This window comes from Phytohabitans kaempferiae (assembly GCF_042433955.1).
GTDB classification, from domain to species: Bacteria; Actinomycetota; Actinomycetes; order Mycobacteriales; family Micromonosporaceae; genus Phytohabitans; species Phytohabitans kaempferiae.
Genome location: NZ_JBHLUH010000049.1, coordinates 42168 through 55360, shown reverse-complemented (window position 1 = coordinate 55360; position 13193 = coordinate 42168). Strand labels below are relative to the sequence as shown.

Annotated in this window: 12 protein-coding genes; 5 read left to right on the top strand and 7 right to left on the bottom strand. The window is 71.9% G+C overall.

The window, feature by feature from the left end; genetic code table 11:
* The first annotated feature begins 148 nt into the window (after positions 1-148).
* The 3 genes from ACFFIA_RS23515 to ACFFIA_RS23505 all read left to right on the top strand — a co-directional run bounded on the left by ACFFIA_RS23515 (position 149) and on the right by ACFFIA_RS23505 (position 5082).
* Positions 149-3856, top strand: a complete 3708-nt coding sequence (locus tag ACFFIA_RS23515) for a multifunctional oxoglutarate decarboxylase/oxoglutarate dehydrogenase thiamine pyrophosphate-binding subunit/dihydrolipoyllysine-residue succinyltransferase subunit (RefSeq protein ID WP_377253790.1) — start codon at positions 149-151, stop codon at positions 3854-3856.
* Positions 3843-4025, top strand: coding sequence for a DUF6104 family protein (locus ACFFIA_RS23510; RefSeq protein WP_377253789.1), 183 nt, complete (start codon positions 3843-3845; stop codon positions 4023-4025). Before ACFFIA_RS23515 ends, ACFFIA_RS23510 begins: the two co-directional genes overlap by 14 nt.
* A 79-nt stretch (positions 4026-4104) precedes the next feature.
* Positions 4105-5082: a pirin family protein gene (locus ACFFIA_RS23505; RefSeq protein WP_377253788.1), complete on the top strand. Its 978-nt coding sequence runs from the start codon at positions 4105-4107 to the stop codon at positions 5080-5082.
* A gap of 258 nt (positions 5083-5340) precedes the next feature.
* Here the strand turns inward: ACFFIA_RS23505 and ACFFIA_RS23500 are convergent, their stop codons facing one another.
* Positions 5341-5763, bottom strand: coding sequence for a MerR family transcriptional regulator (locus tag ACFFIA_RS23500; RefSeq protein WP_377253882.1), 423 nt, complete (start codon positions 5761-5763; stop codon positions 5341-5343).
* 62 nt (positions 5764-5825) lie between these two features.
* Between ACFFIA_RS23500 and ACFFIA_RS23495 the strand changes: the two genes are divergently transcribed.
* Positions 5826-6497, top strand: coding sequence for an SDR family oxidoreductase (locus ACFFIA_RS23495; RefSeq protein ID WP_377253787.1), 672 nt, complete (start codon positions 5826-5828; stop codon positions 6495-6497).
* Here ACFFIA_RS23495 and ACFFIA_RS23490 read toward each other — a convergent pair.
* Positions 6494-7513 (bottom strand): cytochrome d ubiquinol oxidase subunit II, encoded by a 1020-nt coding sequence (locus ACFFIA_RS23490; protein ID WP_377253786.1) that lies wholly within the window; start codon positions 7511-7513, stop codon positions 6494-6496. The two genes, ACFFIA_RS23495 and ACFFIA_RS23490, sit on opposite strands and share 4 nt — an antisense overlap.
* 16 nt (positions 7514-7529) lie before the next feature.
* Positions 7530-8852: a cytochrome ubiquinol oxidase subunit I gene (locus ACFFIA_RS23485; RefSeq protein ID WP_377253785.1), complete on the bottom strand. Its 1323-nt coding sequence runs from the start codon at positions 8850-8852 to the stop codon at positions 7530-7532.
* A gap of 203 nt (positions 8853-9055) precedes the next feature.
* On the opposite strand from ACFFIA_RS23485, the gene ACFFIA_RS23480 reads away from it, so the two are divergent.
* Positions 9056-9598: a TetR/AcrR family transcriptional regulator gene (locus ACFFIA_RS23480; protein ID WP_377253784.1), complete on the top strand. Its 543-nt coding sequence runs from the start codon at positions 9056-9058 to the stop codon at positions 9596-9598.
* An 11-nt stretch (positions 9599-9609) separates the two neighbouring features.
* Here the strand turns inward: ACFFIA_RS23480 and ACFFIA_RS23475 are convergent, their stop codons facing one another.
* From ACFFIA_RS23475 to fxsA, 4 genes are all read right to left on the bottom strand, one after another.
* Positions 9610-9861 carry a hypothetical protein gene (locus ACFFIA_RS23475; RefSeq protein ID WP_377253783.1) on the bottom strand — a complete coding sequence of 84 codons (252 nt, stop codon included), beginning with the start codon at positions 9859-9861 and terminating at the stop codon, positions 9610-9612.
* Positions 9862-9977: 116 nt separating this feature from the next.
* Positions 9978-11711 carry an HEXXH motif domain-containing protein gene (locus ACFFIA_RS23470; RefSeq protein WP_377253782.1) on the bottom strand — a complete coding sequence of 578 codons (1734 nt, stop codon included), beginning with the start codon at positions 11709-11711 and terminating at the stop codon, positions 9978-9980.
* A gap of 44 nt (positions 11712-11755) precedes the next feature.
* The gene (locus ACFFIA_RS23465) at positions 11756-12922 is read right to left on the bottom strand and encodes an FxsB family cyclophane-forming radical SAM/SPASM peptide maturase (RefSeq protein ID WP_377253781.1); all 1167 of its coding nucleotides are present in this window, start codon (positions 12920-12922) and stop codon (positions 11756-11758) included.
* Positions 12923-12929: 7 nt separating this feature from the next.
* The gene (gene fxsA / locus ACFFIA_RS23460; protein WP_377253780.1) at positions 12930-13103 is read right to left on the bottom strand and encodes an FxSxx-COOH cyclophane-containing RiPP peptide; all 174 of its coding nucleotides are present in this window, start codon (positions 13101-13103) and stop codon (positions 12930-12932) included.
* Between the last annotated feature and the right edge of the window lie 90 nt (positions 13104-13193).

The following is a 13193-nucleotide window of genomic DNA, read 5'->3' as shown; positions in this document are numbered from 1 at the left end:
CGGGGCGCCCCGATCGTGATGTGACATTTGTGAATCACAACACGGGAAGACGGCGGTCACGCACCTGGAATGCGCACGGCGTAGCCTTGATGCCGACTTCTGACTCCCGCCCGAGGCGTCCACCGCGTGAAAGAGGCGATTACTGGCCGTGTCGACCCAACAGGCATCGCAGGACAACCCGCTGGCCGGCTTCGGCCCAAACGAGTGGATTGTCGAGGAGATGTACCAGCGCTACCTCGCCGATCCAGCCAGCGTAGACCCCGCCTGGCACGACTTCTTCGCCGACTACAAGCCGGAAACTCCGGCCCAGCCGGCTGCCACCGAGCCCGCCGAGAAGCCCACCGGGGCGAAGGCGACCGCCGGTGCGAAGGTCGACACGGTCCAGGCCGACGGGGGCAAGCCCGCCACCGACGCGAAGGCAGCGGTGACCGGCAGTGTGAAGGCGCCGCCCAAGCCCGCCCCCAAGGAGACCCCGAAGCAGCCCGCCAAGCAGCCACCCGTCTCGGGTGACGGGAAGACGACCACGCTGCGTGGCGTCGCCGCCCGCATCGCCCAGAACATGGACGCCTCGCTCGCCGTGCCCACCGCCACGAGCGTCCGCGCCATCCCGGCCAAGCTGCTGGTCGACAACCGCATCGTGATCAACAACCACCTCGCCCGCGGGCGCGGCGGCAAGGTGAGCTTCACCCACCTGATCGGATACGCGCTGATCAGGGCACTCGGCACGCATCCCGAGATGAACAACTCGTATGCGGAGGTCGACGGCAAGCCGGCCCTCGTCGAGCCTGCCCACGTCAACCTCGGCATCGCGATCGACCTCGCCAAGTCCGACGGCTCGCGCATGCTCGTGGTGCCGAGCATCAAGGGCAGCGAGCAGATGGACTTCCGGCAGTTCTGGCAGGCGTACGAGGACGTGGTCCGGCGCGCCCGCCGCAACGAGCTGACCATGGAGGACTACTCCGGCACCACGATCTCGCTGACCAACCCGGGCGGCATCGGCACCGTCCACTCGATGCCGCGGCTGATGGCCGGGCAGGGCGCGATCATCGGCGTGGGCGCGATGGAGTACCCCGCGCCGTACTCGGGCATGTCCGAGGAGACCCTCGCCGACCTGGCTGTCAGCAAGATCATCACGCTGACCAGCACGTACGACCACCGGATCATCCAGGGCGCGCAGTCCGGGGAGTTCCTCAAGACGGTGCACGAGCTGCTGCTCGGCGAGCACGGCTTCTACGACGAGATTTTCACCTCGCTCCGCCTGCCGTACGAGCCGGTGCGGTGGGTCCGCGACGTGCAGGCCAGCTCCGAGGGCCAGATCAACAAGACCGCTCGCGTGCACGAGCTGATCCACGCCTACCGCGTGCGCGGCCACCTGATGGCCGACACCGACCCGCTGGAGTTCCAGATCCGCAAGCATCCGGATCTCGACGTACTCGAGCACGGCCTCACGCTCTGGGATCTCGACCGCAACTTCCCGGTCGCCGGCTTCGGCGGCAAGCAGCGGATGAAGCTGCGCGAGATCCTCGGCGTGCTCCGCGACTCCTACTGCCGCCGGGTCGGCGTGGAGTACATGCACATCCAGGACCCGGAGGAGCGGCGCTGGATCCAGGAGCGGATCGAGCTGCGCTACGAAAAGCCCGACGCCGGCGAGCAGAAGCACATCCTCAACCGGCTCAACGCGGCCGAGGCGTTCGAGACCTTCCTCCAGACCAAGTACGTCGGGCAGAAGCGCTTCTCGCTGGAGGGCGCCGAGTCGCTGATCCCGCTGCTCGACGAGATCCTCCAGGCGTCCGCCGAGGCGGAGCTGGACGAGGTCGTCATCGGCATGGCCCACCGCGGCCGGCTCAACGTGCTGGCCAACATCGTCGGCAAGCCCTACGAGAAGATCTTCTCCGAGTTCGAGGGGCACATCGACCCCAAGACCGCGCACGGCTCCGGCGACGTGAAGTACCACCTGGGCCAGGTCGGCAAGTTCACCACGCCCGACGGCGAGCACACGATCCCCGTCTCGGTGACCGCCAACCCGTCCCACCTCGAGGCCGTCGACCCGGTCATGGAGGGCATCGTCCGGGCCAAGCAGGACCGGATCGACCTCAAGCTGGAGGGCTACACCGTACTGCCGCTCCTGGTGCACGGCGACGCCGCGTTCGCCGGCCAGGGCGTGGTGGCCGAGACGCTCAACCTCTCCCAGCTCCGTGGCTACCGCACCGGCGGCTCGGTGCACGTGGTGGTCAACAACCAGGTGGGCTTCACCACCGCGCCGGAGTACAGCCGCTCCTCGCTCTACTCCACCGACGTCGCCCGGATGATCCAGGCGCCGATCTTCCACGTCAACGGCGACGACCCTGAGGCGGTCGTGCGGGTCGCCCGGCTCGCGTTCGAATACCGCCAGGCGTTCAACAAGGACGTCGTGATCGACCTGGTCTGCTACCGCCGGCGCGGCCACAACGAGGGCGACGACCCCTCGATGACCAACCCGCTGATGTACGCGATCATCGACAAGAAGCGCTCGGTGCGAAAGCTGTACACCGAGGAGCTGATCGGCCGGGGCGACATCACGGTGACCGATGCCGAGGAGCTGCTCCGCGACTACCAGGCCCAGCTCGAGCAGGTCTTCAAGGCGACCCGCGACGCGGCGGTGTCGGAGACCCGCCCGACCCGCACCCGCCAGCCCGTACCGGAGCCGGAGGTGAAGACCGCCGTCGACGCCTCGGTCGTCAAGGCGGTCGGCGACGCGCACGTCAACCTGCCCGAGGGATTCACGCCGCACAAGCGGATCCAGCAGCTGCTCGACCGGCGGGCCAAGATGTCCGTCGAGGGCACGATCGACTGGGGCTTCGGCGAGATCATCGCGTTTGGCGCGCTGCTCCACGACGGGGTGACCGTGCGCCTCGCCGGGCAGGACTCACGGCGCGGCACCTTCGTGCAGCGGCATGCCAACATCATCGACGCCCGCACCGGCGAAGAGCACCTGCCGCTCTCCGCGCTCGCCGAAGACCAGGCCCGGTTCTTCGTGCACGACTCGCTGCTCTCCGAGTTCGCGGCGATGGGCTTCGAGTACGGCTACTCGGTGGAGAACACCGAGGCGCTGGTGGTGTGGGAGGCGCAGTTCGGCGACTTCGCCAACGGCGCCCAGTCGGTGGTGGACGAGTTCGTGTCGTCCGGCGAGGTCAAGTGGGGCCAGCCGTCGTCGCTGACGCTGCTGCTCCCGCACGGCCACGAGGGCCAGGGCCCCGACCACACCTCGGGCCGGCCGGAGCGTTACCTCCAGCTCTGCGCGGAAGACAACATGCGCGTGGCCAACCCGACCACGCCGGCCAGCTACTTCCACCTGCTGCGCCGCCAGGGCCTCTCGCCCAAGCGCAAGCCGCTCGTGGTCTTCACGCCCAAGTCGCTGCTGCGCCACCGGCTCGCGGTCTCCGCGGTGGAAGACTTCACGACCGGCACCTTCCAGCCGGTGCTCGCCGACCCCGGCGCGCCCTCGGCCGAGCAGGTCAGGCGCGTGCTGCTCTGCACCGGCAAGGTCTACTACGACCTCTTCCAGTCGCGTGCCGAGCGCAAGGTCACCGACACCGCGATCCTCCGCATGGAGCAGCTCTACCCGCTGCCGGTGGAGGAGCTCAAGGCGGCGCTGGCGGCGTACCCGAACGCGAAGGACTTCGCCTGGGTCCAGGAGGAGCCGGCCAACCAGGGCGCCTGGTCGTTCGTCGCGCTCAACCTCCTGGAGCACCTGGAGGGCGTGCGGCTGCGGCGGATCTCCCGTCCGGCGGCAGCCGCGCCGGCGGTCGGTTCGGCCAAGCTCCACGAGGCCGAGCAGGCCTCGCTGATGGAGGCCGCCCTCCATGTACTTCACTGACCGTGGCATCGAGGAGCTGGCCGAGCGGCGCGGCGACGAGAGCGTGACGATGGAGTGGGTCGCCGAGCGGCTGCGCGACTTCGTCGACCTCAACCCCGAGTTCGAGACGCCGATCGAGCGGTTCGCCACCTGGCTCGCCCGCTTGGACGACGACCTCGACGACGAGTAAGCGGCAGCCGCTCCACCTGGTAGGCCCGGATCCCAGCGGTCCGGGCCTACTCGCGTCGTGCCGGCGTACAGTCGGGACCGTGAGCAACCTGGAGGCGGACCCGGAGGAGACGCTCAGCGGCAACACCGCGACGGTGATCGCGGCCCCGACCAACGTGCTGCTGCCCGGCCATGACGTGCCCATCGGCAAGTACACGGTGGTGCGCCGGCTCCTCCCGCACCGCGAGCGGCGCATGGTCGGCGCCTGGTGCTTCGTCGACCACTTCGGCCCGGAGGACATCGGCGCCGGTCCGGGCATGCAGGTGCCGCCGCATCCGCACACCGGCCTGCAGACCGTGACCTGGCTGCTTGACGGCGAGGTGCTGCACTGCGACAGCCTGGGCAGCCTCCAGACGATCGTGCCCGGCCAGCTCAACCTGATGACCTCCGGCCACGGCATCGCGCACTCCGAGGAGTCGCCGCCCGGCCATCCGCCGGGCCTGCACGGCCTCCAGCTGTGGGTCGCGCTCCCCGACGGCGCCCGGGCCGGCGCGGCGCGCTTCGAGCACCACGCGACCATGCCGGTGCTCCGCGAGGAGGGCGCGACGATCACCGTCGTGGTCGGCGAGCTCGGCGACCTCCGCTCGCCGGCGCAGGTGCACACCCCACTCTTCGGCGCCGACATCGCGCTCGCCGCGGGCGCCGAGATCTCCCTGCCCCTCCAGCCCGCTTTCGAGTACGCGGCCATCACGCTCACCGGCACCGCCCACGTCGGCGGCACCTCGCTCGATCCGGGCGCGCTGCTCTACCTCGGCTCGGGGCGGGGGTCGCTCACGCTCTCCGCGCGAGACGAGACGCGGCTGTTCCTGCTCGGCGGGGAGCCGTTCGAGGAGCCGCTGGTCATGTGGTGGAACTTCGTCGGCCGCTCGCACGAGGAGATCGCCGCGGCGCGTGAGGAGTGGGCGGCGGCGTCGGCCCGCTTCGGCGAGGTGCGTGGCTACACCGGTGACCGCCTGCCCGCGCCGGCGATGCCCATCACGCGCCTCAAGTCGCGCGACCGCCACGGCAACACCTACTGAGGCCTTTCGGGGTCGAGGCGGTCGCATGTTGGAGAAGCTGTCGAGCTGGGCGCACCGACGCGCCCAGCCACGGCCCGGGTCGGAGACGGCAAACGACGCCTTCGCCGGCTTGCCCGAATCAGGATGGTATGCCGGTCCGAGGTCAACTCAGGGCGCAGATCGTGGTATCCGGCTGCCTCGACACGGGCAGCTACCAACCACGATCCGCTCGGAACAGCCGATGTAGACGCCGATCAAGGGTCGGTCCGCCGCTCGGTGCTACCTGGACGTGCCCACATCCGAGGACGACGCAGGGCAGCTGCCGGCATGACACGACCCGGCAGCTTGGCCGCGCCCGGCCGTCGCGCGCTCGGCCACCGCGATCACGCTCTCTAGCCGGTCTCTGGTCTCGACCAGGCCCTTGATCTGCTCGTTGATCCGCGCCAGCTCGGTGGCGAGCAGGGCGCGCGACTCCGGCGTGCTGACCCCGGTGTGGATGCACGGGAGCAGGTCGCGGATCCGGCCGCTGGAGAGGCCCGCGGCGTAGAGCTGCTGGATCAGCCGGACCCGCTCGACCGCGCCGCTCGGATAGGTGCGCTGCCCGCTCGGGCTGCGCGTGGCCGCCAGCAGCCCCTGCTCCTCGTAGTAGCGCAGCGCCCGCACGCTCACGCCGGCCCGTGCCGCGACCTCGCCGATCCGCACCGTGGTGACCGCCCTCACGCTACTTGCCTCTGACGTCAACGTCAGGTTTTAGCGTAGCCGCCATGCAGATCTCCGGTTCCACCGCACTCGTCACCGGCGCCAACCGCGGGCTCGGGCGGCACTTCGCCCGGCAGTTGCTCGACCGCGGCGCCGCCAAGGTGTACGCCACCGCCCGCGACCCCGAGCGGGTCGACCTGCCCGGCGTCGAGGTGCTCCCCCTCGACGTCACCGACCCGGCACAGGTGGCGGCCGCCGCCGCGGCAGCGCCCGACGTGACCCTCCTGATCAACAACGCCGGCATCGCCACCGCGCAGAACCTCGTCACCGGCGACCTGGCGAAGATCCAGCTCGAGATGGGTACCCACTTCTTCGGCACGCTCGGGATGATCCGTGCGTTCGCCCCGACGCTGGCCGCGAACGGCGGTGGCGCGATCCTCAACGTGCTCTCGGCGCTGTCGTGGATGCCGTTCGACGGGGCGAACGCGTACAGCGCGGCGAAGGCGGCGCAGTGGAGCCTCACCAACGCCGTACGCGTGGAGCTGGCCGCCCAGCGCACGCTCGTCACCGCGCTGCACCTCGGCGCCGCGGACACCGACATGATGGCCGGCTGGGACGTGCCCAAGCACGACCCGGCCGAGGTGGTACGCGCGGCGCTCGACGGCATCCAGGCGCGGCGCACCGAGGTGCTCTTCGACCAGGCGAGCGCCCAGGCCAAGGCGGCGCTGGCCGGCTAACGCGGATCGGGGCGGCGGTGGGCGCCGGGCGTGCGCTGGAAGATGGCGAAGAGCCACAGCAGCGACGGGACCAGCAGCACGGCGCCCGCCGCCAGCACCACCAGCACGGCGGCGAGGACGGCCGGGGCGCCGGCGGCCTCGTCCACGGTGAGGTCCGGGGGCAGGAGCAGCGGATACTGCGCAGCGGCCCACGCCCACAGCATCGCGGTGACCGCACCGGCGGCGGTGACCCGGACCAGCAGATGCCGCCCCATCGCGATCAGCACCAGCGACGCCAGCCCGGCGACCACCGAGAGGGCGGCGACCGGCAGCCCTTGGCCACGCAGTCCGGCGTAGAGGTCCGGGGCGTCCGCCGCGAGCACGGCCAGCCCGGCGAGGGCGACCGCGCCGACCGCCACACCGGTGACCAGCGCCCGGCGGCGGAACGCGGTGACCAGCTCGGGCCGGCCGGCGCGGCGGGCGTCCTCGAGCAGGTAGACGGCGGCGAGGTACGCGCAGACGCCGACCGCCAGCAGTCCACAGTAGAGAGAGGTGGGATTGAGCCAGCTCGTCCAGATGTCGCCGGCCGCCACACCGCGCGGTACCCGGCGGGAGGCGACCGCCCCGACGACCGTACCCAGGAAGAAGGGGGTGAGGACGGAGGAGGCGGCGAAGGTGGCGCCGTAGAGGCGGCGCTCGGCGAGCGTGTCGCTGGCCTTGCGGAAGGCGAACGCCGCGCCCCGCCCGATGATGCCGAGCGCGGCGAGCGTCAGCGGGATGTACAAGGTGGACGCGAACGCGGCGAACGCGGGCGGGAACGCGGTCCAGAAGAGCGTCACCACCAGGATCAGCCACACGTGGTTGGCCTCCCAGACCGGGCCGATCGAGTGCTCGATCAGCGCCCGCTGCGGTGCGCCCCGTCGCGCGCCACCGGCCACCAGGTCCCAGATGCCGCCGCCGAAGTCGGCGCCGCCGAGCAGCGTGTAGAGGGTCAGCCCCAGCCACAGCACCACGAGCAGCGCGACCGCGGCGCTCATCGCCGTCCCCGATCGATCACGGTGTCTCCTCCTGCGGCGCCACCGGCTCCTCGGCGTTGCGGCGGGCCATCCGGCGCAGCACCACCACCGTGGCGGCGGTGAGGAACACGTAGACGGAGGCGACCAGTGCCAGGCCGGCGGCCAGCCCTGGCGCGGGATTGACCGCGTCGGCGGTGCGGAGCTGGCCGTACACGACCCAGGGCTGGCGCCCCACCTCGGTGACGACCCAACCGGCCTCGACCGCGACGGCGGCACCGATCCCGGCGAGCGCGGCCGCGCGCCAGAACCAGGTGGAGCGCGGCGGACCGCGCCGCCGCCACCAGGCCAGCGCCCACCAGCCGGCGAGCCCGAGCAGCCCGAAGCCGATCGCCACCATCACCTGGAACGCCCACTTCACCACCGTCACCGGCGGCTCGGCGTCGTCCGGTACCTGGTCGAGGCCGGTGACCTCGGCGTTCGGGTCCCAGTGGGCGAGCAGCGAGAGCGCGTTCGGGATCTCGATGGCGTACCGGAGTTCGCCGTCCACGTACACGCCGCCGAGCGAGAGCGGCGCCCCGCGCTGCGTGGTGGCGAGCCCTTCCATCGCGGCGAGCTTGGCCGGCTGGTTCGTACCGACGAAGTGCGCCGCCCAGTCGCCGACGACGACCTGGACCGGCGCGAGTACGGCGGCGATGGTGAACGGCAGTGCGAAGCCCAGCCTGTGGTGACGGTCCCGCCGCCCGCGCAGGTACGCGACCGCGTAGACGCTGGCGATGCCGAAGCCGGTGACCATGAAGGCCGCCACGATCATGTGTACGGTCTGCGGCGGCGTCGCCGGGTTGAACATCGCCGCCCACGGATCCACGTCGGTCACCTCGCCGGCGACCAGGTCGAAGCCGCGCGGCTGGTTCATCCAGGCGTTGGCCGAGACGACGAAGAAAGCGGACGCCACGCCCGCCACGCACACCGGGATGCCGGAGAGGATGTGCGCGCGGGGCGGCAGGCGGTCCCAGGCGTACAGGTAGATGCCGAGGAAGATCGCCTCGATGAAGAACGCGATGCCCTCCAGCGCGAAGGGCATCCCGATCACGTCGCCGTACTGGCCCATGAGCCCGGGCCAGAGCAGCCCCATCTCAAACGACAGGATCGTGCCGGACACCGCGCCGACCGCGAAGAGCACGCCCATCGCCTTCGCCCAGCGGTGTGCCAGCCGCGTGTAGGCGGGGTCGCCGGTGCGGTATCCGCGCCACTCCGCGAAGACGGTCACCGCCGGCATGCCGACCCCGAACGAGGCGATGATGATGTGCCAGCCCAGCGAGAGCGCCATCTGAAGCCGCGCCGCGGCCAGGTCCTCGATCACGGCTCCGCCCGCATGTGACCCACCTCCGCCGCAGAGCTACCCCCCGGGGGCAGGCCCAACCGCGGCCGAGGTGGTCGGTTGCGGCTGCCTCCGGCGCGGGCAGTAGTAGGCTAAAACGGAGGAGCCTCCACTTCACCGCGACCTTAAGCGGAGCCTCCTCCGGTCACCGAGTGACCTGCACCGCATACGGGGGAAGGAGCATCGTGCGCGCGGACGCACAGCGCAACCGGGAGCGGCTGCTCGACGCCGCCGTGCGGGCGTTCTCGCAGGACGGACCGGAGGTCACACTCGACGCGATCGCCAAGGACGCGGGCGTGGGCATCGGCACGCTCTACCGCCACTTCCCGACCCGGGAGGCGCTGATCGAGGCGGCATACCGCAACGAGCTGGCCCGCCTCTGCGACTCGGTCGCCGATCTGCTCACCGCCCAGCCGCCGGACGAGGCGCTGCGCACCTGGATGGACCGGTTCGTCGACTACATGGCCACCAAACGCGGCATGTCGGACGCGCTTCGCGTGGTCATCGCGTCGGGCGTCAACCCGTACTCGCAGAGCCGCGACCGGCTCACCTCGGCGATGTCGGCGCTGCTGGAGGCAGGCGTGGCGGCCGGCGTGATCCGGCCGGACGCCCAGCCCGGCGACGTGCTCGTCGGCCTCGGCGGCGTGTCGATGGCTGCTGGCGAGCGTGCGCAGGCAGGGCGCCTCCTCGACCTGCTCGTCGACGGGCTACGGCACCGCGCCGGCTGAGCCCGAAGGCATCAGCTCGGCTTGGGACCGGTGATCGAGGGACGCTCGGCCGTACCCAGATAGAAGATCCCCGGCAGCGTCTCGAACCCGTCGCTCGGATTGCGCCGCAGCGTGGAGTTTTCGATCTTCAGGCTGCCCGTGCGGTCGTTGCTGACGAAGAAGACCGCGCCGCCGCCCTCGCGCGTGGTTGCGTTCCATGAGCGTGCCGGCGACCCGGACGGTGATCCGGTCGCCGTCGAAGTACATCGCGCCGCCGCTGCCACCGCCCGGCGTGCCGGCCCGCGCGGGGTTGGCCCCGGGCGCGGTCGCACGTGTTCTGGTAGATGATCCGGCGCTTGCCGCGCAGTAACGAGCCGGCTCTCAGGCGCACGCGTCGATGTTAGTGGCCGCGCCCCGCCGCGTCGGTCCTTCGTACGGGCACCAGCCACCGGCCGAGCGCGACCGGGTCAGGGGCCGGATCGCCCGACTCGCGCAGGTGACGGTGCACCGCGAGGCACAGCTCCGGAAAGTCGAACAGCCGCGGCTCCAGCCGCTGGCACGCCAGCGACAGACCGATCCAGGCATCCAGCCGGTCCGGGTCCGCGGCCAGCTCGGCCGCGTAGGCATCGCGTGCCGCCACCGCATCACCGCCGGCCAGCGCCAGGTCCGCACCGGTCGCATGGGATACGACCCGGCCCAGTCCCCGCGGATCGGCCACGAGACTCGCGAAGCGGCTCGGGTCGACCACGCGCAGCCGCACCAGGTCGAGTCGGACGCTCTGCGCGAGCGCCCGCGCGCTGGGCGCCACCTCGACCGCGACCGCCTCCGCCGGGCACGCGCGCCCGGCCCGCCACGCCTCGGCCAGCCGGGACACCGCCGCCGCGTCGGGGCGCGCGTTGCGCAGCCGCCAGCCGACGAGGTGGTCCTCGGCCGCCTCGCGAGCCAGCTCCACCGCGTCGGCGGGCGCCGGCTCGTCCCACCACTCCCGCTGCACGGCGCGCATCCGGGCCAGCAGGCGCCGCCCCACGCCGGTGAAGCGCTCCGACTCCTCCAGCACGCCCAGCGTGCGCCACACGCGGTCGCGCCACCGCACGAACTCCACCTGCGCGTACCGGGCCTGCCCGCCGCTGGCCAGGTGCCGCTGCACGCGCCAGAAGTCGGTGACGCCGTGGAACGCGTACACGCCCTGGAGCAGCGCGCCGAGTGGGCGGGGGTCGTCGCGCCAGGGCGCGTAGTAGCGGGGACGGTCGTCCCGCTCGTGGAGAGGTACGAGGTCGATGAGCGCGCCGAGCTTCGCGTGCTGGAACTCGTGGAGCAGCCCCACCGCCAGCGAGATGCCGTCGACCGGGCGGGTCAGCGACACCGCGCCGAACGCGTCCAGGCTGGTGACGTTGACCCCGTGGTTGGTGCGCTCGGTGTGCAGTGGCACGAGCGTGACGAGCCCGGCGGCGATCCCCTCGGCGTACCGGCGGTGGTGCGCGGCCAGCACCGGCCACGCCTCGGCGAGCAGCCGCTGCCACTCCCCGGCCGCCTCGTCGGTCAGCCGCCCGGCCGCGGAGAGGCGGTGGCAGTCGCGGAAGGGGTCGATGTCGTCGAGCCGTACGCGCAGGTCGAGGCCGTCGGCCGTGCAGTGCAGGACGCGCAGCTCCTGCCAGTCGGGACCGGGGTCGGCCGGCACCGCGCCGACCGTCAGCCGCCCGCCCGCGTGCCGCACCGCGACTTCGCCGGCTCCGCCCGCCCGTGCGCGACCGAGCGAGGGCAGCGTGACCCAGCCGCCGCGCGCCGGTATGTCCACTGTGAACTCCAGCCCGGCTCGGACCGCGGCCGCCGCCGCGATGCCGCCCAGGTGGCCGAGGTCGGTCTCGATCGGCTCCGTGCCGGTCCAGGCACCGCGCAGCCGGCGCAGCGACGACGCCAGCCACGCGCCGACGTGCGGCTCGGCCAGCACCTCCGAGACCGCCGAGGGCGAGCGGCGCTGCGCCTCGGCCAGCAGCGCGAAGTGGTCGTCGAGGCGGGGCGCGGAGGCCGCCTCCAGAAGCGTACGGAGCAGGAGCAGCCGCTTGCTGACCTGTCCCGCCCGCAGCCGCCGCACGGTCTCCGCGTCACCGTGCCCGGCACCGAGAGCGTCCAACATGGAGGGTGCGAGCTGGTGCACCCTTCCGGCCTCGCGACCCCCGCTCATGCGGGCTGTTTCGCTCGGCCACGAAGGCGGTCGACGTCGGCCCGCAGCCGCCCCGCCGCGTGCGTGATGAGCCGTCCCAGGTCGGCGCAGTAGACCGACGGGTTGCGAAATCCGCTGCCGGGCCGGTAGCGGTGCGGGTAGTAGCCGCCGCCGCAGACCCGGTGCAGCGCGCACGAGCGGCAGGTGTCGGAGAGCGCCACCACACCGAGCTGCCGGTCGACGATCGCGGGATGGAGCAGCACCTCGTCCAGGTCGTGGGCGAAGGCGTTGAGCCCGGTGTCGACCGCGCCCGGATAGGCCGAGCGGAGCGTGTCCACCTGCTCGTACGAACCGTCTACATTGAACACGAGCGTGGCGACCGGGCTCAGCCCGACGACCTCGGTGCGGCTCTGTCCACCTAGGACGAGGTTGAGCACCTCTTCGAAGAAGCGCACGCGGGTCTCCCGCACCGGTGCGCCGTACCACCGATCGAACGCGGCCACCAGCCAGTCGCCGTACGGCGCGCCGGCCCCGGCCGAGCTGCCCGGCGGCGGGCTGCCCCAGTTGGCGTGCGGGAGCAGAAAGTCGACCATCGGCGGCTCGTACGCCAGCAGCGCCTCGTACGTCGCCACCGGATCGTTGGCCAGGTCGACGACGGAGAGGATGCCGGCGAACGCCGCGGGCCGGTCACGCAGCCGCCGCAGTGCCCGGTCGACGGCGTCGTAGCTGCTGCGCCCGTTGGCGTACCGGCGGTGCCGGTCGGTCGCCGCGCGGTCGCCGTCGAACGAGACACCGACGCGGATGCCCGCCCCGGCGAGGGTCGCCAGCGCGGCGTCGGTGAGCAGCAGGCCGTTGGTCTGCACCAGAACGTCCACTGTGGTCGCTGCCGGCACGGCCGCACGCAGCCGCTCCGCCACGCGCGCCAGCCGGGTCGCGCCGAGCAGCATCGGCTCTCCCCCGTGCAGCACGATGCGGAGTGCCGGGATGGCGTGTGTGGTGGCGTGTACCCCGATCCGCCGGCACGCGGCGTCGAGCACGTCGTCGCCCATCACCGCGTTGGTGCCGCGCCAGCTCTTGTCGGCCAGCTCGTACATGTAGCAGTAGTCGCACGCGAGGTTGCACCGCGAATGCACCTTGAGCACGAACTCCCGGAACGGGGTGGGACGCCAGGTGATCCCGCGCATGCCCGGCTCAGCCGATGGCGGCGTTCCAGCCGGCGACCGCGTCCTGCGGGCGGTCGATGTCGTCGAGGATGCGGCGCAGCGACTGGCCGAAGGCCGACCCGTCGAGTCCTCGCAGATCGGCCAGGCTGATGGCATTGAGATCGACGAGGTCGAACTGGCTGTCGTCGGCGGTGGCATCCATCCCGACCAGTATCCTTCTGTGGACGATGAGTGCGCTGGCGACGGCAGTCCACCGGACAGCGTCCTTCGCGTCGCCAACCTACTCCGCCGT

Coding starts and splice junctions, on each gene's coding strand:
- ACFFIA_RS23470 (WP_377253782.1), bottom strand. CDS start 11,711: ATGTTGGACGCTCTCGGTGCCGGGCACGGTGACGCGGAGACCGTGCGG.
- ACFFIA_RS23510 (WP_377253789.1), top strand. CDS start 3,843: ATGTACTTCACTGACCGTGGCATCGAGGAGCTGGCCGAGCGGCGCGGC.
- ACFFIA_RS23490 (WP_377253786.1), bottom strand. CDS start 7,513: ATGAGCGCCGCGGTCGCGCTGCTCGTGGTGCTGTGGCTGGGGCTGACC.
- ACFFIA_RS23465 (WP_377253781.1), bottom strand. CDS start 12,922: ATGCGCGGGATCACCTGGCGTCCCACCCCGTTCCGGGAGTTCGTGCTC.
- ACFFIA_RS23495 (WP_377253787.1), top strand. CDS start 5,826: ATGCAGATCTCCGGTTCCACCGCACTCGTCACCGGCGCCAACCGCGGG.
- fxsA (WP_377253780.1), bottom strand. CDS start 13,103: ATGGATGCCACCGCCGACGACAGCCAGTTCGACCTCGTCGATCTCAAT.